The sequence below is a fragment of the Flavobacterium lacustre genome, from assembly GCF_027474525.2.
GTDB classification, from domain to species: Bacteria; Bacteroidota; Bacteroidia; order Flavobacteriales; family Flavobacteriaceae; genus Flavobacterium; species Flavobacterium lacustre.
This window is the reverse complement of sequence record NZ_CP114882.2, coordinates 786,721-806,988: the sequence shown is the minus strand read 5'-3', so window position 1 is coordinate 806,988 and position 20,268 is coordinate 786,721. Positions and strand designations below refer to the sequence as shown.

At 34.3% G+C, this 20,268-nt stretch carries 15 protein-coding genes; 10 read left to right on the top strand and 5 right to left on the bottom strand.

Going from position 1 to position 20,268, the window contains the following annotated elements:
- Positions 1-13: 13 nt before the first annotated feature.
- Complete coding sequence (locus O6P34_RS03635; protein ID WP_269685967.1) at positions 14-697, bottom strand: ComF family protein; 684 nt, start codon at positions 695-697, stop codon at positions 14-16.
- 97 nt (positions 698-794) lie between these two features.
- Between O6P34_RS03635 and O6P34_RS03630 the strand changes: the two genes are divergently transcribed.
- The 5 genes from O6P34_RS03630 to O6P34_RS03610 all read left to right on the top strand — a co-directional run bounded on the left by O6P34_RS03630 (position 795) and on the right by O6P34_RS03610 (position 7,053).
- Positions 795-2,336 carry a glycine--tRNA ligase gene (locus tag O6P34_RS03630; protein WP_269685966.1) on the top strand — a complete coding sequence of 514 codons (1,542 nt, stop codon included), beginning with the start codon at positions 795-797 and terminating at the stop codon, positions 2,334-2,336.
- Between the two features lie 569 nt (positions 2,337-2,905).
- A complete protein-coding gene (locus O6P34_RS03625; protein ID WP_269685965.1) occupies positions 2,906-3,733 on the top strand; it encodes a LytR/AlgR family response regulator transcription factor in 828 nt (275 codons plus the stop codon).
- A 176-nt stretch (positions 3,734-3,909) separates the two neighbouring features.
- A complete protein-coding gene (locus O6P34_RS03620; RefSeq protein WP_269685964.1) occupies positions 3,910-4,194 on the top strand; it encodes a 3-oxoacyl-ACP reductase in 285 nt (94 codons plus the stop codon).
- A gap of 109 nt (positions 4,195-4,303) precedes the next feature.
- Positions 4,304-6,343: a tetratricopeptide repeat-containing sensor histidine kinase gene (locus O6P34_RS03615; RefSeq protein ID WP_269685963.1), complete on the top strand. Its 2,040-nt coding sequence runs from the start codon at positions 4,304-4,306 to the stop codon at positions 6,341-6,343.
- A gap of 11 nt (positions 6,344-6,354) precedes the next feature.
- Positions 6,355-7,053, top strand: a complete 699-nt coding sequence (locus O6P34_RS03610) for a response regulator (protein WP_269685962.1) — start codon at positions 6,355-6,357, stop codon at positions 7,051-7,053.
- Between the two features lie 67 nt (positions 7,054-7,120).
- Here the strand turns inward: O6P34_RS03610 and thiL are convergent, their stop codons facing one another.
- Positions 7,121-8,167: a thiamine-phosphate kinase gene (thiL, locus tag O6P34_RS03605; RefSeq protein ID WP_269685961.1), complete on the bottom strand. Its 1,047-nt coding sequence runs from the start codon at positions 8,165-8,167 to the stop codon at positions 7,121-7,123.
- A gap of 141 nt (positions 8,168-8,308) precedes the next feature.
- Here thiL and O6P34_RS03600 point away from each other — a divergent pair, with 141 nt between their 5' ends.
- Positions 8,309-9,241, top strand: coding sequence for a 1-phosphofructokinase family hexose kinase (locus O6P34_RS03600; RefSeq protein ID WP_269685960.1), 933 nt, complete (start codon positions 8,309-8,311; stop codon positions 9,239-9,241).
- Between the two features lie 66 nt (positions 9,242-9,307).
- Here O6P34_RS03600 and lepA read toward each other — a convergent pair whose 3' ends face one another.
- Complete coding sequence (lepA, locus tag O6P34_RS03595; protein WP_269685959.1) at positions 9,308-11,104, bottom strand: translation elongation factor 4; 1,797 nt, start codon at positions 11,102-11,104, stop codon at positions 9,308-9,310.
- A 298-nt stretch (positions 11,105-11,402) separates the two neighbouring features.
- Between lepA and dusB the strand changes: the two genes are divergently transcribed.
- Positions 11,403-12,395, top strand: a complete 993-nt coding sequence (dusB, locus tag O6P34_RS03590) for a tRNA dihydrouridine synthase DusB (RefSeq protein WP_269685958.1) — start codon at positions 11,403-11,405, stop codon at positions 12,393-12,395.
- Between the two features lie 37 nt (positions 12,396-12,432).
- Here the strand turns inward: dusB and O6P34_RS03585 are convergent, their stop codons facing one another.
- Both O6P34_RS03585 and rbfA read right to left on the bottom strand, forming a co-directional pair.
- On the bottom strand, positions 12,433-13,632 hold the full coding sequence (locus O6P34_RS03585) for an ABC transporter permease (RefSeq protein WP_269685957.1): 1,200 nt from the start codon (positions 13,630-13,632) through the stop codon (positions 12,433-12,435).
- 3 nt (positions 13,633-13,635) lie between these two features.
- Positions 13,636-14,028 (bottom strand): 30S ribosome-binding factor RbfA, encoded by a 393-nt coding sequence (rbfA, locus tag O6P34_RS03580; protein ID WP_269685956.1) that lies wholly within the window; start codon positions 14,026-14,028, stop codon positions 13,636-13,638.
- A gap of 235 nt (positions 14,029-14,263) precedes the next feature.
- Between rbfA and O6P34_RS03575 the strand changes: the two genes are divergently transcribed.
- The 3 genes from O6P34_RS03575 to O6P34_RS03565 all read left to right on the top strand — a co-directional run bounded on the left by O6P34_RS03575 (position 14,264) and on the right by O6P34_RS03565 (position 20,252).
- On the top strand, positions 14,264-17,458 hold the full coding sequence (locus O6P34_RS03575; protein WP_269686723.1) for a UvrD-helicase domain-containing protein: 3,195 nt from the start codon (positions 14,264-14,266) through the stop codon (positions 17,456-17,458).
- A 54-nt stretch (positions 17,459-17,512) separates the two neighbouring features.
- Positions 17,513-18,703, top strand: coding sequence for a glycine C-acetyltransferase (gene kbl, locus O6P34_RS03570; RefSeq protein ID WP_269685955.1), 1,191 nt, complete (start codon positions 17,513-17,515; stop codon positions 18,701-18,703).
- A 112-nt stretch (positions 18,704-18,815) separates the two neighbouring features.
- On the top strand, positions 18,816-20,252 hold the full coding sequence (locus O6P34_RS03565; RefSeq protein WP_269685954.1) for an OmpA family protein: 1,437 nt from the start codon (positions 18,816-18,818) through the stop codon (positions 20,250-20,252).
- The last annotated feature ends 16 nt before the right edge of the window (positions 20,253-20,268 follow it).

Sequence of the window (20,268 nt, the reverse complement as noted above, 5' to 3'; positions counted from 1 at the left end):
TTTTTTGAATGCGTTAAGAATGTGCCATTGCCATACATACAATACTGATTTTGGCACCAGGAATTTTAAGTAATGCTTTTGAACACACTTCCAAAGTTGCTCCGGTAGTAATCACATCGTCAATTAGCAGGAAGTGTTTGTTATGGTCTTGTTCGGTAAATGAAACATCAAAAACGGCGTCGATTCCTTCGGTTCTTCCCAAGAAATTTTTCTTGGATTGAGTTTTTGAATATATATTTCTTTTTAAAAGACTAGAGTTGTAGGGGATTTTTAGATTTTCAGATAAAGCCAAACCAAAAGTGGTAACTTGATTATAGCCTCTCTCCCGCAATCTTTTTTTATGAATGGGAACAGGAATAATTGCATCAATGGATTGTATGGTTGCTAAATTTTTTAAATCTTCTGCATACCATTCTCCTAAAACTGTGCCTATTTCCTCGTGACCACGATATTTCAAACTGTGAATCATTTCTTGAACAATTCCTTTTTTATGAAAATAGGTTAATGCCGAAGCGTGTTCAACGGGAATTCTGCCATAAAACTTTTTTAAAGCTTCATTTTCTGTATTCAAATGATGGTTGGTCAACGGAATTTCGTGTCTGCAAACGGTACAAATTACATTTTCATTGGATAATAAAAAGGCTTTGCAACCCGAACAAACAACCGGAAAAAATAGATTGATAATGCTTTTGAACATGTAATCAGTGATTTATTTATAAAAATAGGAAAATCATTGCTTCAATCTTTAACAATTTTCTTTTTTTTAAGTTCACTTTTTATATTTTTGCATCATTATGGCAAAACAAGAAGATTTATTTAAGAATGTAGTTTCGCACGCAAAAGAGTACGGATTTATTTTTCCGTCAAGCGAAATATACGATGGTTTAAGTGCAGTCTATGATTATGCACAAAACGGAGTAGAATTAAAAAAGAACATACGCGAATATTGGTGGAAAGCAATGGTTCAAATGAACGATAACATTGTAGGTCTTGACGCGGCAATTTTGATGCATCCAACTACTTGGAAAGCATCTGGCCACGTTGACGCTTTTAATGATCCATTGATTGATAACAAAGATTCAAAAAGAAGATATAGAGCCGATGTTTTGATTGAAGATTATGCCGAAAAGCTAAATCAAAAAGCAATCAAGGAAATCGAAAAAGCACGCGCTCGTTTTGGTGAGGCTTTCAACGAACAGGAATTTGTTACGACAAATGCCCGTGTAATGGAGTACAAAGCTAAAGAAAGAGAAATTCTGGAAAGAATGGCACGTTCTCTTGGTAACGAAGATTTGGAAGATGTTAAAGCATTAATCGAAGAATTAGAAATTGCTTGTCCGGAATCAGGTTCTAGAAATTGGACCGAAGTGCGTCAATTCAACTTGATGTTTGGAACAAAACTTGGAGCTTCTGCTGATTCGGCTATGGATTTATATTTGCGTCCGGAAACAGCTCAAGGTATTTTTGTTAACTTCCTCAATGTTCAAAAATCAGGAAGAATGAAAGTTCCTTTTGGAATTGCCCAAACCGGAAAAGCGTTTAGAAATGAAATCGTTGCGAGACAATTTATTTTCCGTATGCGTGAGTTTGAACAAATGGAAATGCAGTTTTTTGTGCGTCCAGGCGATGAAATGAGATGGTACGAACATTGGAAAACAGCTAGGCTTAACTGGCATTTGTCATTAGGACTTGGAAAAGAAAATTACCGTTTTCATGATCACGAAAAATTAGCTCATTACGCTAATGCCGCTGCGGATATTGAATTTAATTTTCCTTTTGGATTCAAAGAATTAGAAGGAATTCACTCCAGAACTGATTTTGATTTGAAAGCTCACGAACAATATTCTGGTAGAAAATTACAATATTTCGATGCTGAATTGAACCAGAATTATGTTCCTTATGTGGTAGAAACTTCAGTAGGATTAGACAGAATGTTCTTGGCTGTTTTTGCGACTTCTTTAAAAGAAGAAACATTGGAAGATGGATCTACGAGAACAGTGTTGAAATTACCTGCAGTTTTAGCGCCAACAAAAGCAGCGATTTTACCATTGGTAAAAAAAGATGGCCTGCCAGAAATCGCGCATAAAATTATTGATGATTTACGTTGGGATTTCAATGTAGCATATGATGAAAAAGATGCTGTAGGAAGACGTTACAGAAGACAAGATGCGCTGGGAACACCATTTTGTATCACTGTAGATCATCAAACGATCGAAGATCAAACCGTAACGATTCGTCACAGAGATACGATGAAACAAGATCGTGTAGCTATTGCCGACTTGAAAGCAATCATTGAAAATGAAGTTTCAATGAAAAACTGGTTGATGAAAATGTAATAAAAATGTAATCGATTATTTGTTTAATCGTTTAATATCAAAAAGGCTTCTCAATTTAGAGAAGCTTTTTTAGTTTAAAAGCTAGTGTCAGTTTTGACCAATGCTTCCGTTTATTTTGAATATAAAACCCTTTTTAGCTTAGACTAAAACCTTCAGCAAAAAATCCGGAGTTTGATTTTTTTTAAGCATTATTTTTAAAATATATATGATATTAGTTATAATCCAAAAGTAAAGAGTGTCATAATAATCAAATTACTAATTTTTATGAAATGTGATTTTTAAAGGATTAAGCTGTTTTTGACCAATTTTCTATCAATGAAATCATGCATTTCATCGGATTTATTTGCGCTTCATCTTAACATGTTAACATTAGTTTGAAATGTGTTAACAACTTATATAAAAAAAAGGCTAAATGTTTATTTTTAGCTGGTTAAAGAGGTCTTTTTGTTAAAAAGAAGTCTTTTGTTTAATTAGTTTCCCAAAGCTGCCCTAATTACTAAATGATTTTAAAAGGATAGATGATTCAGAACATCCAACAAAGTGCCTAACAAATTCAGGAAAAGCTACTGATGAATTATTCGTACATTATTATTGACGACGATCAAGAAAGTGTTTTGAAAACAAAAGCGATTGCTGATGGTTTTTCAGAGCTCTCTTTTGTGGCTGTAGCTTCAAATTATGAAGAAGGCTTGAATCTGATATTAGAGCATACCCCAAATTTAATTTTTCTCGAAATTGATCCTGCTGATAAAAGCAGCAATTTGTCCCTGTCTTTAATTAATGAATTGTATCGCTATTTAAAAGTAATTCCAAAAATCATTATTACTACTTCTAATAAAGAACTCGCTTTTGATGCCATTCGATATGAGGTTTTTGATTATCTATTGAAACCAGTATCTCGTATTGACGTTGTAAAAGCAGTACTAAAATTAGAAAAATCTAATGTAAACGAAAAGCCTGCAATTGTTCCCGTTGCTGTTGAGTCTGAGATAACAACTCCTGTATTTGCAACTCCCGAATTACAAAATGAATCTGTTGTAAAAGGGAATCCGCTTATTTTATGTATTAAGTCTTATGGAGATTATCGCTATATTAATGCAAAAGACATTTGTTATTTCCAGGCTGATAATAATTCTACAGATATTCATTTAAATAATGGTGAAATGATTACGGCTTTCAAAACATTAAAGCATTTTGAAGGAATTTTATCTTATCCGTTTGTCAGAATCCACAACAGTTATATTGTAAATCAGCGCTATATTTCTAGGATTCACACCGGAAATGCAGTATGTTACATTAAAAACACCGTTACGAAACTTCCTTTTTCTAAATCATATAAGTCAAATATTGACATGATAATTAGCGAATTTGCTAATGGGAATTATTTAGAAATTTAAAAAACAGTCATTCACCCGGATTTGATATTCATTCACTATCAAACGGCTGTATTCTACCATAAACGCCTTATTTTCCAATGTAATTCAGGGAACACTATGTAGTTTTACCATGTGATTTGTTCGAAACAACTCATTTAAATCAAGTAAAAAATATAAAAACATAAAAACCCCAAATTATGAAAAAAGCAATCTTAACATTCGGTTTATTCTCTTTAATGATGGTATTAACTTCATTTACTTCACCTGAAATGTCCAATACATCTAAAGTAGAAAATAAAATTTCTGTTGATTTAGTAGGAGGAGCTTCTGCAGGAGGAAACAAAAAAGTAGACCTAGTAGGAGGAGCTTCAGCAGGAGGAAATAAGAAAGTAGATTTAGTAGGAGGAGCTTCAGCAGGAGGAAATAAAAAAGTGGACTTAGTAGGAGGCGCTTCAGCAGGAGGAAATAAGAAAGTAGACTAAAAAATATTAGAACAAAATTTAAGAATTAATTAAAAGGCTATCAAAATTGATAGCCTTTTTTTATGTTAATGGTTTTTTCACTATTTTTGGTAAAACTCAAAAGCATCTCTTGAAAAGTACTCATTACATATATATTGTTTTATTATTTCTATTTATTTCTATTTTCTTTAGTTGTAATAAAATAAATGAAGTAAATACTGATATTAATACTTCTCAGGATAGTTTGTCCAAGTATCTATCATTAGCAAATGATTTTAGTTTACCAGTTAAAAAAAGGTTAGAAAATAATCAAAAAGCATTCGCTATTATAATTGAGCAGCCTAATGATTCATTGAATAAGGTGAATTTATTTAAAGTTGCCAATCGTTATTATAATATGGATAATTGGTATTATTTTGAAGAAACTGTAAATATAGTTTTAGAAAAATCAAAGTTGAGTAATGATACAATAAATATAGCTAAAGCTTTTACATATTTAGGGGATTATTATGGCGCAAAAGCTGTTTCCGATACTGCTTTTATGTATTATTTCAAAGCAGAAAAAATGTTTATTAAGCTTAGTGATAATTATAATTTATCTAAAACTCGATTAAATAAGGCATTATTGCAATTTAATGAAAGTGATTTTTCAGGAAGTGAAATATCAGTTTTTAAAGCTTTGGGAGTAGTAAAAGGGGAAAAAGCTAATGACATTAAATATGAATCTTATAATCTTTTAGGGGTCATATATAATGAGACTGGAGAATACGATAGAGCTTTAGTTTATCAAAATAGAGCTCTTGCAAGTATTGATGATAAGGTGATACCATCTGTATTTCAATCAAAAGCCACTTCCTTAAATAATCTTGGATATATATATCAGAATCTTGTCAAGCACAAGCAGGCTATACCTTATTTTCAACAAGGATTAGATCAAGCAAATTTAATTAATGATAAGCCATCGTTATATGCCATGCTACTTGATAATTTGGCATATTCAAGATATAAGATTGGTGAATCCAGAGGACTGCCAGAATTGTTTTTTAAATCACTGAAAATAAGGGATAGCCTTCAATTGACATCTGGAATTATTCTTAATAAAATTCATTTGTCGGAATATTTTGCTTCTAAGAAAGATACAATTAAAGCGATAAGATATTCAAAAGAAGCTCTTGAGACAGCCAGAAAATCAAAAAATTTTAGAAATGCTTTAGCTCCGCTCAAAAGGTTAGCTATTATTGAGCCTAAAAAAGCAGTTGAATATACAAAAGAGTATATTCATATAAACGACAGTCTCCAAAAAGCAGATCGAAAAACAGAGGATAAATTCACCCGTATAGAATATGAAACGGATGAAATTAAAAATGAAAATTCTGATTTAGTTGTTCAAAATAGAAACATAGTTTATTTTTTTAGTATTATTACTATTCTTGGATTGTTCACGTTTATTATCAGAACACAAAAAGCAAAGCATAGAGAACTCATGTTTAAGCAACAGCAACAAAAAGCAAATGAGGAAATCTACAATTTAATGATTTCCCAACAAAATACTATAGAAACGAATAGAGTCAAGGAGAAAAAAAGAGTAGCTCGGGAACTGCATGACGGGGTTTTGGGCAGAATGTTTGGTGTGCGAATTAATTTAGACAGTTTGAATACCATTACTGATGATATGGCTATTGTTCAAAGAAATAGTTACTTGACCGAATTGAAAAATATTGAACAGGATATTCGTGAAATTTCCCATGATTTGAATAGAGAAAAGTCGGAATTAATTAATAACTTCGTCGCCATAGTTAATGATTTATTTGAAGAACAAAAAAAGACTTATAAATTAGTATTTGTTCCAACAGTTGATTCAGCCATTAAATGGGAATTGATAAGTAATACTATAAAAATTAATTTATACCGAATTATTCAGGAAGCATTACAGAATATTAATAAGTATGCTAACGCAAATAGTGTTAAAATTGATATCAAAAAAGAAAATGATGATTTGATTTTAATAATTAGTGATGATGGAATTGGATTTAATGTAAAGACTGCCAAAAAAGGAATTGGTCTTCAGAATATACTTTTTAGAGCCAATGAATGTGAAGGTACTGTCGATATGCAATCAAATAAAGGAGAAGGAACAATTATAACACTCAAAGTCCCAATAAAAAAATAAATTTAGAAAAAATGATAATTGATTCATCATCTGTCAAAAAGGTAATTGAAAATAAAATATTAATTGTTGATGATCATCCTTTTATTATTGAAGGTTATAAAAATGCTATAACTAGGTATAATCCAAGTGAATATGACTTTTCTATAACGCAAGCTAAAGATTGCGAATCCGCATATCACATAATTACAGACCCAAATATTCAGGCTTTTGACATTGCTTTTTTAGATATAAGTATGCCTGCTTATGAAGAGAAAAATATCTACTCCGGGGAGGATTTGGCAAAATTAATTTTAGAATACATGCCAAATTGCAGAATCATTTTGCTAACTATGTATACCGAATTGTTAAAAATAAAAACAATTATCAAAACCATTAATCCTAATGGACTTGTAATAAAAAATGATTTAACGTTCGACGAGTTGCTTTTTGCTTTTGATAAAGTCATAAAAAACGAAACATATTACAGTCAATCGGTTCAAAAAATGTTAAACCAGTCGGAACACGACGCTATAGAAATTGATCAATTTGATGAGCAGATTCTATTTCATATATCAAAAGGAACAAAAACCACTGAAATGACACAGTATATTCCAATCTCTTTAAGTGCCATCGAAAGAAGGAAATTAAACCTGAAAGAATTATTGAAATTGCAAGATGGAAGTGATATTGACTTGGTTCGTGAGGCTAAAAATAAAGGATTGTTATTCTAATTTTTTAAATAGTAAACAAAAAAAAACGACACTTAAATTAGTGTCGTTTTTTTGTTTACTCAAGATTTTATTCTGATAAAGCATTCCAGCCTCTCGCTTTTAAAGCGATTTTGGTATTTGCTCTGGTTACTAAATGAATGCCTTCACTTTCTTGTGTCATGTGTCCAATAATAGTGAAATTTGGATTTCCTTTTATTTTTTCAAAATCTTCCATGGCAATGGTAAAAAGCAATTCGTAATCTTCTCCACCATTAATGGCAACTGTTGTGCTGTCGATATTGAATTCCTCACAAACATTGATAAATTGAGGGTCAATAGGCAATTTGTCTTCGTACAAATTACATCCTACTTTTGATTGTTTGCACAAATGCATAATCTCAGATGATAATCCATCCGAAATATCAATCATAGAAGTTGGTTTTATTTCTAAAGCGTGCAATAAAGTACGAACATCTTTACGTGCTTCCGGTTTGAGTTGGCGTTCTATTAAGTAAGTGTAAGCATCTAAGTCCGGTTGCGAATTTGGGTTTACCTGAAACACCTGTTTCTCGCGCTCTAAAACCTGTAATCCCATATAAGCAGCTCCGATATCACCTGTTACTACCAGTAAATCGGTTTGTTTAGCTCCATTTCTATATGCAATTTCATCTTCATCTGCTTCACCAATCGCAGTGATACTAATGATTAATCCTTTTTGTGACGAAGTGGTGTCTCCGCCGATAACATCTACTTTATATTCATTTGCCGCATGAGTAATGCCTTCAAATAATTCTTCTAATGCTTCTAAAGGAAAACGATTGGATACCGCAATAGAAACTGTGATTTGAGTCGGTTTCGCATTCATGGCACAAATGTCAGAAACATTGACAACTACCGCTTTGTATCCTAAATGTTTCAATGGCATATAAGCCAAGTCAAAATGTACGCCTTCAATTAATAAATCGGTTGAAATGACTACTTTTTTATTTTTGAAATCCAAAACTGCAGCGTCATCTCCAATTCCCTTTATAGTTGAAGGTTGTGTGATTTCAAAGTTTTTTGTCAAATGGTCAATCAATCCGAATTCTCCTAATTGTGAAATACTCGTACGTTGTGGGGTTTTATCTTCAATCATTTTTTGTTCTAAAGTTTAGATTTGCAAAGGTACAAACTTGCACCATTTTTTGACGGGAAAGTTTTGGTGTTTTTATAGTGCGATTCACATTGAAATTTGCTAATTTTTCAGACCTTTATAGGAAATAAAAATTCACTCAAAATGGAATCATTTGATATTGTTACACTCACGGTAAATCCTGCATTAGATAAAAGTTCTCATTTTAAAGGTTTAGTTCCTGAGCAAAAAATCCGTTGCGAAACACCACGTTTTGATGCTGGTGGTGGCGGAATCAATGTTTCTAAAGCTATTGCCCGTTTAGAAGGGGTTTCCAAAGCGATTTTCACTTCAGGAGGAGCAACGGGCGAAAAGTTAAAAGAACTTATCGAAGCCGAAAAAATCCCATTTGAAGCTATCGCCATTCACAGTTGGACAAGAGAAAGTTTTGTTGCCGTAGATGATAATACGAATTTGCAATATCGTTTTGGTTTTACGGGAGCGGCAATAAATGAATACGAAAAAGCAGCGATTATTGAGGTAATTCAAAAATTAAAATGCAAATATCTGGTAATTAGTGGTAGTTTGAATGAAGGTTTGCCAACAGATTTTTACAAACAAATAGCCAAAATAGCGAAAGCTTCTGGTATAAAAGTAGTAATTGATGCGTACGGTGATGCGCTGACTAATGTGCTCCAAGAAGGCGTTTATTTGATAAAACCAAATGTTGGGGAATTAGCCAAATTAGTAGGTGTAGAAACTCTTGAAATAGGAGAAGTAAACGAAGCTGCCAAGAAAATCATTGCTCAAGGCGGAGCTGAAATTGTAGTCGTTTCTCTTGGTCCTCAAGGCGCTGTTTTAGTTACAAAGGATGCATATGAGTTTGTTCCCGCTCCCAATGTTGTTAAACGAAGTACTGTTGGAGCAGGAGACAGTATGGTTGGCGGAATGGTTTGGGCGCTTTCGCAAAATAAAAGCTTGAAAGAAGTTATCCGTTGGGGAGTAGCTTGTGGTTCAGCAGCTACTATGAATGAGGGAACGCAGTTATTTAAGGGAGAAGATGCGAAACGATTATTCAGTTGGTTAATGGATAAATAAAAAATAAAAAAACCTGACAAATTTAATATTGTCAGGTTTTTGTCTTTATTCTATTCTTTAGAAAAATTAATCGTTCAATTTCAACACCGCCATAAATGCTTCTTGAGGAATTTCTACGTTTCCTACTTGACGCATACGTTTTTTACCTTTTTTCTGTTTTTCCAATAATTTACGTTTACGAGAAATATCTCCACCATAACATTTGGCAGTAACGTCTTTACGCAAGGCTTTTATAGTTTCACGAGCAATAATCTTAGCACCAATTGCAGCTTGAATAGGAATATCAAATTGTTGTCTTGGAATCAATTCGCGTAGTTTTTCGGTCATTTTCTTACCAATATTATACGCATTATCTTCGTGAATCAAGGCAGAAAGGGCATCAACGGTTTGTCCATTTAGCAAAACATCCAAACGCACTAATTTTGACGTTCGCATTCCAATTGGAGAATAATCAAATGAAGCATATCCTTTAGAAACCGTTTTCAATCGATCGTAAAAATCGAATACAATTTCAGCCAAAGGCATATCAAAATTCAACTCAACACGTTCCGTTGTCAAATACGTTTGATTCGTGATTAATCCACGTTTTTCAATACACAAACTCATTACATTCCCAACAAAATCCGATTTGGTAATAATTGTTGCTTTTATATAAGGTTCTTCAACTCTGTCTAAACGGGAAGGTTCAGGCAAATCAGATGGGTTGTTAACTACAAAAGAAGTATCAGGATTTTTTTTGGTGTATGCCAAATACGAAACGTTAGGAACTGTAGTAATTACAGTCATATCAAACTCACGCTCTAATCGTTCTTGGATAATTTCCATATGCAACATTCCTAAGAATCCGCAACGGAAACCAAAACCTAAAGCAGCTGAACTTTCTGGAACAAATACTAATGAAGCGTCATTTAATTGCAATTTTTCCATAGAAGAACGTAAATCTTCATAATCTTCTGTGTCTACAGGATAAATTCCAGCAAAAACCATTGGTTTTACATCTTCAAATCCAGTAATCATATTGGTGGTAGGCGTTTTCGCATCCGTAATAGTATCACCTACTTTTACTTCTTTTGCTTCCTTAATTCCTGAAATCAAATACCCAACATCACCAGTCGAAATCACATTCTTTGGGACCTGATTCAATTTCAAAGTTCCTACTTCATCCGCAAAATATTCATTGCCGGTAGCCATGAATTTTATTTTTTGGCCTTTTTTAATTTCTCCATTTTTTACACGGAAAATAACTTCAATTCCACGAAACGGATTGTAGTGAGAATCAAAAATCAAGGCTTGTAATGGTTCGTCTTTAACTCCTTTTGGAGCAGGGATTTTTTCGATAATGGCTGCTAAAATATTCTCCACACCAAAACCAGTTTTACCTGACGCATGAATAATATCTTCTAGTTTGCAACCTAATAAATCAATAATATCGTCACTTACTTCCTCAGGATTGGCACTTGGTAAATCTACTTTATTCAAAACAGGGATGATTTCCAAGTCGTTTTCAAGAGCCAAATATAAATTAGAAATAGTCTGCGCCTGAATACTTTGTGCTGCATCTACAATCAAAAGAGCACCTTCGCAAGCAGCAATTGAGCGAGAAACCTCATAAGAAAAATCCACGTGACCCGGAGTGTCAATCAAGTTCAAGATATAATCTTCCCCTTTATATTTGTATTCCATTTGAATCGCGTGACTCTTAATTGTAATCCCACGTTCGCGTTCCAAGTCCATGTTGTCAAGCAATTGCGCTTTCTCCTCACGAGCGGTTACCGTTTGTGTAGCACCAAGAAGTCGGTCGGCAAGCGTACTTTTTCCGTGGTCAATGTGTGCAATAATGCAAAAATTTCTAATATTTTTCATTCTCGTTTTCTATCATTTTATGTCGTACTGTCCCGAAACTTCAGGATGTCGATGTTTGGGCGTTTCCCTTCGGGTCGGGCTGTCCGCTATATCTTTTGTTCCGCTTCGCTTCACAAAAGGATGCCGCTTCCATCCCTAACGCAAATCCCAATAATTGAGATTTAATCTGCAAATATAAGCTAAAATAAACAGTTTCAAAGTCTAGAATTAGCAAACTAATCGCTTTAATGTGAAGTCTTTCTTCTTTAGCCTTTCTTCCATTCGTCTAAAAAGTGTAATTTTGCAAAAAATTAAGCAGATGGTCAAGATTGGCAACATAGAATTACCTGATTTTCCTTTACTTCTCGCACCTATGGAAGATGTAAGCGATCCGCCTTTTCGCAGGTTGTGTAAATCACATGGTGCTGATTTGATGTACTCGGAATTTATTTCTTCCGAAGGATTAATTCGTGACGCCATTAAAAGCCGAATGAAATTAGATATTTTTGATTACGAACGTCCCGTAGGAATCCAGATTTTTGGTGGTGATGAAGAAGCTATGGCTATGTCTTCAAAAATTGTTTCTACAGTAAATCCTGATTTAATAGATATTAACTTTGGTTGCCCCGTAAAGAAAGTCGTTTGCAAAGGCGCCGGAGCAGGGGTACTGAAAGACGTTGATTTAATGATTCGCTTAACACAAGCCGTTATCGATAGCACGCATTTGCCAGTTACGGTAAAAACCCGTTTGGGTTGGGATGATAATTCTATCAATATTGATGAGGTTGCGGAGCGTTTGCAAGACATTGGTGTTGCTGCTTTGAGCATACACGCCAGAACTCGTGCCCAAATGTACAAAGGTCATTCTGATTGGTCGCATATTGCTCGTGTCAAAAACAATCCTAGAATCACGATGCCTATTTTCGGGAATGGAGATATTGATTCTCCAGAAAAAGCATTGCAATACAAAAACGAATATGGCATCGACGGAATCATGATTGGTCGTGCCGCGATTGGTTATCCTTGGATTTTTGACGAAATTAAACATTACTTCAAAACTGGTGAGCATCTGCCGAAACCTACTGTTGTAGACAGAGTAGAAGCCGTTAGAAATCACCTCACATGGGCAATGGAATGGAAAGGGGAACGATTAGGAATTGTTGAAACACGTCCTCATTACACCAATTATTTCAAAGGAATCCATTCTTTTAAAACCCACAAACAAAAATTAGTAACGCTGGATCGTCCGGAAGAGTTGTTCGCCGCTTTGAATGAGATTGAAGAAGCATATGTAGGATATGAGGTTATGTAGTAGAATTTGAGTTTTTTTTAAATCTGAAATAAAAAAATTAATCCAACAACTTCTTGCTTACGCGACTACTTGCAATTAAGGAAGCAACAAATCCTAGCGTAACAATTGTTCCCATAACTAGGAGTACATTTTCAAGAGAAAAAACAACAGGATAAGCGAGTGTTGGCGTAATCATAATCAATTCAAATTGCTGTTGCAATAATACAATTACAATTCCCAAAGCCAATCCTATAATTCCGCCAAAAACACTTAATAAAGTGCCTTGAAGCAGGAATATTTTTCGCAAATCTTTGATTTCTGTTCCAAGATTAAAAAGGGTTTTTAGATTACCTTTTTTGTCCAAAATCATCATAATCAGCGCGCCAATCAAGTTGAATAGCGCCACAACAATGACCAAAGTAAAGATTAAATACACGGCAATATTTTCGGTATTCAACATTTTATAGAGCGATTCATTGAGTTGCGCCCTGTTTTTTACAGTGATTTTATGGTCGAAAATAGTTTGAAGTTGATTGATAATAGCTTTTTCATCGGCACCAGTTTTTACTTTGATTTCAATTCCGGAAACCTGATTGGTTTTGTATTCCAATAATTCTTGCGCTAAACCTAAATCGGCAAAAACATATTTCGAATCCAAATCTTCGCTAATAGCATAAATCCCAACAGGAATTACATCCGTTTTATTAAAAGCCTGTTCAGGATTTTCAATAGCGCCTTTTCCTGGTTTTGGAACCAAAACTTCCAACTGATTATTAAAATCAAATAATCCCATCGAGAATTTCTGGGCAATTCCATAACCAACCACCACTTGGTAGGTATCGCTTTTGAACCATTGTCCATTAAAAAGCTTTTTTTCGATAGCATTTACTTGAACAAAATTGGTATCAACACCTTTCAAATAAGTAACTTCCTGTTTGTCATTAAAAGTAAATAAAACACGTTCCTCAATAATTTTAGAATAGGAAACGATACCGTCAATTTTCTTAATTTGACTTTCTTGTGTGGGAGAAATAAAAAAAGATTTCCCAAGAATCGAACTCGCTTTCAAATCCGGATCGATATCATTGGTAAACGAAAGACTAAAATCTTTCAATCCGCTAAAAACGGACAAAACGACAAACAAAGCCAATGCACCAACAATAATTCCCAAGCTGGCAATGCGATTGATGATATTAATAGCATTATTTTTACTGTTGCTAATAATATAGCGTTTGGCTATGTAAAGGGGGAAATTCAAATTTTATTGAAATCTGCGTTTGTCCAAAAGCTCTCTGTTTTCTATAGGATTATCTCTATTTGCTAAAGCATTGTCAATTTTTTCAATGTAATCTAAAGAGTCGTCTATAAAGAAAACCAAATTGGGAACTTTTCTCAATTGCAAACGAACACGTTGCGATAAATCATGTTTTATGTTTTTAGCGTTGGACTTCACCGCCTCTAAAATTTCTTTGGCTTTATCCTGAGGGAAAACGCTTAAATGCACCGTAGCAACCGATAAATCTGTAGTCACAGTAACCTTGGATACCGAAATGACTAAGTTTGCCACTCCGTTTTTTCTCACTTCACCTTGCAGAATGTCAACCAAATCTTTTTGGATAACCCCACCTATTTTTTTCTGTCTATTTGTTTCCATGCTGCAAAAATACTACTTTTAAGTTTTATCCCGAAGTTTCGGAACAAATTTTAAAAAGTAACCTATTAATACTTGTATTTTTAGGAGCTATTTCCTGCTGTACACTATATCTTTCCTGCCGAACACCGGCAGGAAAGGATGTCGCTACCATCAGGGCTAGGGGATTTGGGAAATTAGAACGCTAATTCTAAATCAGAAATCGTAATGTATAAACAACATCAATTTGGAACATAAAATAAATCCAGTTTCGGCTCCCTCTCCTTCGGGGAGGGTTGGGGAGGGGAGACCTTCATTCTCCATATATGACGCATCGGCCGGCTCCGGAAAAACCTATGCGCTTGTCAAAGAATACCTCAAAATTATTCTTGTCGCGCCAAAAAATGATGCCTATCGCAACATACTCGCTATTACGTTTACCAACAAAGCGGTACACGAAATGAAATCCCGAATCGTAGGCAGTTTATCCGAATTTGCCAAAGACGAACCAAGTGCAAAAGCACAGGATTTAATGCAGGATTTATCCATTGATACGGAATTATCCATCATTCAAATCAAAACTAAATCACAGCAAATCATCAAGCACATTATTCATAATTATGCCGCTTTTGATATTTCGACCATTGATAAATTTACACATAAAGTGATTCGGGCTTTTGCGCATGATTTGAATTTACCCATGACTTTTGAAGTCACTTTGGATACTGAAAATTTATTGATAGAAGCGGTTGATGCTATCATTGCCCAAGCCGGAGAAGATGAAACATTGACAAAGTTGCTCATCGATTTCACGATGGAAAAAACCGATGATGACAAATCTTGGGATATTTCTCGTGAAATTCTTGAAACTGGACGTTTGGTTTTAAATGAAAATAATAGAAATGAAATCACGCATTTTCAAGATAAATCTATCGCTGAGTTTGTCGAAATCAAAACCAAACTTTCCGAAGCCTGTAAAGACTTAGAAAAGCAAACTATTGTTTTTGCTGAAGAAGCGTTATCATTAATTGATAAAAACGGAATTGATGTAAAATCCTTTTCCAGAGGCACTTTTCCAAATCATATTAATAGTATTCAGCAAGGGAAATTCAATCCTAAGAATAAAATGTTTCATGAGTTTGATGATATTGCAATCAATAAAACAGCAAAAGATCGAGCGATTATTGAAAACCTTATTCCTGAATTTTTGCAAATTCTGACTAAAGTTTACACTGCTTTCGAAAAGATAAATTTCTATAAAGCGTTCCTGAAAAATATTACGCCTTTGTCATTGCTGAATACGGTTAGTAATGAATTAGCCAAGATTCAGGAAGAACAAAATGTACTTTCCATATCGGAATTCAATGCTATTATTCATCGGGAAATTCAAAATCAGCCCGCTCCTTTTATATACGAACGATTAGGTGAGCGCTACCGTCATTTTTTTATTGATGAATTTCAGGATACTTCCGAAATGCAATGGCAGAACCTGATTCCGCTGATTGACAATGCACTTTCGGGTCAGGATGATTTTGGTGTAAAAGGAACTTTGATGATTGTGGGCGATCCAAAACAATCCATTTACAGATGGCGTGGCGGAAAAGCGGAACAATTTATTGAATTAAGTAAGGACCAAAATCCGTTCAACAGTCCGGATAAAAGACTTGAACATTTAGATAAAAATTACCGCTCTTATTCGCAGATAATCGAATTTAATAATGATTTTTTTAAATTGATTTCGAATGAATTTGAACATTTGGATTATAAAGATTTGTATGAAAATCACAGTCATCAAAAAACGAATGATAAAACAGGTGGCTATGTAAATATTTCTTTCATTCCAAAAGTAGAAACTTCGGAGGATGACGAAGAAACGTTGGATAAAACCGATTTGTATGTTTTGGCAACCTTAAATACGATTCAAAAAACTTTAAAAGAAGGGTTTGAATACAAAGACATTGTGATTCTGACTCGAAAACGAAGTCAAGGAATTGCGATTGCGAATTATTTGACAGAACAAGGAATTCCGCTTTTGTCATCGGAAACTTTGATGATTCAAAATGCAACCGAAGTTCGATTGATTATTCATTTATTGAAATATTTGAAAAACAATTCTGATTTGGAATCCAAAGCAAATTTTCTTCAATATTTAGCGCAAAACAGTCAGGATAAATTACCGATTCATGATTTTATCGCTCAAGGAATGGCCTTATTTCAGGAAACTGATTTTGAAGAGTGGTTAATGAGTTTCGATGTTTCGCTTTCGTTTCAAAACATTCGAAAAAAATCATTGTATGAAGCTGTGGAGACTATAATAACAAAGTTCCTGAACCCAAAAGTTAGTAATGCTTACGTTCAATATTTTCTGGACATTGTTCTGGAACGAGATATTCGCAACCAAGCAGGAATTTCAGATTTCTTGAATTTCTGGGATAAAAATGCGGAGAAATTTAGTATTCCATCTCCGGAAGGGACAAATGCGGTTCGGATTATGACGATTCATAAATCGAAAGGATTAGAATTCCCGGTTGTTATTTTTCCTTTTGCGGAGGAAGATTATACCAGAAAACCAAAAGATAAATTATGGTTGAATGCGGAAGAACAGGATTTTGGTTTGCCAAAAGTATTGATTGACAACAGCAGTGCGGTTGAAGGATTTGGAGAAGAAGCTGCTGAGGTTTACAATCAAAAAAAGCAGGAAGAATTATTGGATAACATCAATGTTTTGTATGTGGCTTTGACAAGAGCAGAAGAACAGTTATATGTTATTTCAAACATGAATTTATCCAGTAAAGGGGAATTGCCAAAGAATAATATGTGTTCGTTTTTCATTAATTATTTGGATAACAAAAGCGAATTCGATGAAAATAAATTGGAATATGAATTTGGTAATTCGATGAAATTGTCTGCTGGTAAAGAACACGTCGATACTTCAAAAACGATTCCTTTGGTAACGGAAATTCTGAATCCAAAGAATATAAAAATTGCGCAACGAGAAGCATTAATGTGGGGAACATTACAGCAGGAAGCGATTGAGTACGGAAATCTCATTCACGAAATTTTATCTTTTGTAAAAACTAAAAACGATGTTGATATTGCAATTACAAAGTCTATTGAAAACGGATTGATAACTTTTGGCCAAAAAGAAACAGTTTTCAATACGATTCGGGAAATTGTCAATCACAGTGAATTAGAAATTTGTTTTGCCGAAGGAAATGAAGTGTTGAATGAGCAAACAATCATTCAAAAAGAGGGAAAAACAGTAAAACCAGACCGAATGGTTTTAACGAAAAACAAAGAAGTATTGTTATTGGATTATAAAACAGGAACACATAATGTTAAATATCAGCAGCAATTGGAGGATTATCGGGATGCTATTGAGAAAATGGGCTACAAAGTAGTTAAAAAGGCATTGGTGTATGTAGGGAAAGAAATCGTTGTAGTAAATTTGTAAAAAAATTCGCTTTCAGGTGTTTGTTGTGAAATTTTAAATCTAAGAAATTAAGTTATGTACGGAAAAATTAAAGAATACTTACAGTCCGAATTGCAGACCATTACTGATAATGGAATTTTCAAAAAAGAAAGAATTATTACTTCGCCGCAGGGTGCAGAAATTACAGTTAATGGAGAAACGGTTTTGAATTTTTGTGCCAATAATTATTTGGGATTATCATCGCATCCGGAAGTGATTCAGGCTGCTAAAGATGCATTGGATACACATGGTTTCGGAATGTCATCGGTGCGTTTTATATGCGGAACTCAGGATATTCACAAAACATTGGAAAGAAAAATTTCTGAATTTTATGGTACCGAAGATACCATTCTTTACGCTGCAGCTTTTGATGCTAATGGTGGAGTTTTCGAACCTTTATTAGGAGAAAACGATGCAATAATTTCAGATAGTTTGAATCATGCTTCTATTATAGATGGTGTTCGTTTGTGTAAGGCGGCTCGTTATCGTTATGAAAATAGCAATATGGAAGATTTGGAACAACAATTAATCAAAGCTACTGAAGCTGGAACTCGTTTCAAATTAATTGTCACAGATGGTGTTTTCTCTATGGATGGTGTTGTGGCTCCTTTGGATAAAATTTGTGATTTGGCCGATAAATATGATGCGATGGTTATGGTAGATGAATGTCATGCTGCCGGATTTATTGGTGCAACCGGAAAAGGGACGCTTGAAGCAAAAGGGGTAATGGGAAGAGTTGACATTATTACCGGTACACTAGGGAAAGCACTTGGCGGAGCCATGGGCGGTTATACAACAGCTAAAAAAGAAATTATTGAAATATTGCGTCAACGTTCCAGACCTTATTTATTTTCTAATTCTTTAGCGCCTGCAATAGTTGGAGCATCCATAAAAGTTTTTGAAATATTAGAAAGAGATACGGTTTTAAGAGATAAATTGGAGTGGAATACTGATTATTTCAAAGCAGGGATGAAAAAAGCCGGTTTTGATATCATTGATGGAGATTCGGCAATTGTTCCAGTTATGTTATATGATGCAAAATTGTCTCAAACTATGGCAGATGAGCTTTTGAAAAAAGGAATTTATGTGATTGGTTTCTTTTTTCCGGTAGTTCCAAAGGGTAAAGCAAGAATTAGAGTACAATTGTCAGCGGCACACACAAAAGAGCACTTAGACAAGGCAATTAAAGCCTTCGCTGAAGTTGGACAGGCATTAAAAGTTGTGTAATTCCCACTTTTACTGTGTTTTGTAGGTTTTTTTCAACGTTTGATTTTGTATTTAAAAAATTACGCACTACTTTTGTCTACAATTAACTAAATCGTAATTAAAAAAATTAAGTATGAAACATCTTAACAAACTTTTAGTTGCTGTGATGATGGTGATGGGTTTAACTTCTCATGCACAAGACAGTAACAATCCATGGGCTATCTCATTTGGAGTTAATGCCGTTGACACTAAAACTAGTGCCGGTGGAGGAAATAATTGGCTAGATCGTCATTTTTCTCAACCATTTGCTGTAAAAGACAACTGGAATATTCTTCCTTCTGTATCTTATCTTAGCGTATCTAAATATGTTGGTGATAATTTCTCTTTTGGAATTTCTGGATCTGTAAATAAAATTACAAAATTTGTAACTTTTGATCCAACTGCAACTGGTCATGATTCTCGTGGATATATCGTAACAAATCCTGGTGATTTGATGTATTATGGTATTGATGCTACTGTTAAATACAGTTTCATGAGCTTGATTAAATCTAAAGTGATTGATCCATCTTTATCTGTTGGTGGAGGTTATACTTTCTTTGGAGATAGTAGTTACGGAACAGTTAATCCAGGAGCAGGTTTGACTTTGTGGTTAACTGAAGGTATCGGATTAGAATTTGCTACTAGATACAAAAAATCATTTGGTGATAGAACTGTTGGAAATAACACTACTCCAGATGCACCATCTCATTTTCAACACACAGCTGGTCTTATCTTCAAATTTGGAGGAAAAGATACAGATGGTGATGGAATTTATGACAAAGAAGATGCTTGTCCAGAAGTTGCTGGATTGAAACAATTCAACGGATGTCCTGATACTGATGGAGACGGAATCGTTGATGCAAGTGATGCTTGTCCAGAAGTTGCTGGTTTAGCTGCTTTGAATGGATGTCCTGATACTGACGGAGATGGTATTGCTGATAAAGATGATGCTTGTCCAGAAGTTGCAGGTCCTAAATCATTAAACGGTTGTCCTGATACTGATGGAGATGGAGTTGCTGATAAAGATGATAAATGTCCTACTGTAGCTGGTCCTAAAGAAAACGCTGGATGTCCTTGGCCAGACACTGACGGAGATGGAGTAGTTGATAAAGATGACGAATGTCCTACTGTAGCTGGTCCTGCTAGCAACAAAGGATGTCCAGAAGTAACTACTGAAGCTTTAGACAATCTTAAAATTCAAGCAAGAGCGGTTTATTTCAACTCAGGAAAATCTACTTTCAAAACTGGAGATATTCCTGCAAGATTAGATGCAATGTCTGATATCCTTAAAAATTATCCAAATGCTAAATTCAGTATTGAAGGACACACTGATAGCGATGGTTCAGATGCTTTCAATCAAAAACTTTCTGAGGCTAGAGCAAGTGTTGTGAAAAACGCTTTAATCGAAAGAGGTATTAAAGAGAGTAACTTAAACGCTGTAGGTTTTGGTGAGTCTGCTCCAGTAGCAACTAACAAAACGGCTAAAGGAAAAGCTCAAAATAGAAGAACTGAAGTGAAATTACAAAAATAATTTCCTTTAAATATTT

Coding starts and splice junctions, on each gene's coding strand:
- lepA (WP_269685959.1), bottom strand. CDS start 11,104: ATGAAAAATATTAGAAATTTTTGCATTATTGCACACATTGACCACGGA.
- O6P34_RS03600 (WP_269685960.1), top strand. CDS start 8,309: ATGGAATCATTTGATATTGTTACACTCACGGTAAATCCTGCATTAGAT.
- thiL (WP_269685961.1), bottom strand. CDS start 8,167: ATGATTGAAGATAAAACCCCACAACGTACGAGTATTTCACAATTAGGA.
- dusB (WP_269685958.1), top strand. CDS start 11,403: ATGGTCAAGATTGGCAACATAGAATTACCTGATTTTCCTTTACTTCTC.
- O6P34_RS03610 (WP_269685962.1), top strand. CDS start 6,355: ATGATAATTGATTCATCATCTGTCAAAAAGGTAATTGAAAATAAAATA.
- O6P34_RS03565 (WP_269685954.1), top strand. CDS start 18,816: ATGAAACATCTTAACAAACTTTTAGTTGCTGTGATGATGGTGATGGGT.
- O6P34_RS03620 (WP_269685964.1), top strand. CDS start 3,910: ATGAAAAAAGCAATCTTAACATTCGGTTTATTCTCTTTAATGATGGTA.
- rbfA (WP_269685956.1), bottom strand. CDS start 14,028: ATGGAAACAAATAGACAGAAAAAAATAGGTGGGGTTATCCAAAAAGAT.
- O6P34_RS03630 (WP_269685966.1), top strand. CDS start 795: ATGGCAAAACAAGAAGATTTATTTAAGAATGTAGTTTCGCACGCAAAA.
- kbl (WP_269685955.1), top strand. CDS start 17,513: ATGTACGGAAAAATTAAAGAATACTTACAGTCCGAATTGCAGACCATT.
- O6P34_RS03625 (WP_269685965.1), top strand. CDS start 2,906: ATGAATTATTCGTACATTATTATTGACGACGATCAAGAAAGTGTTTTG.
- O6P34_RS03635 (WP_269685967.1), bottom strand. CDS start 697: ATGTTCAAAAGCATTATCAATCTATTTTTTCCGGTTGTTTGTTCGGGT.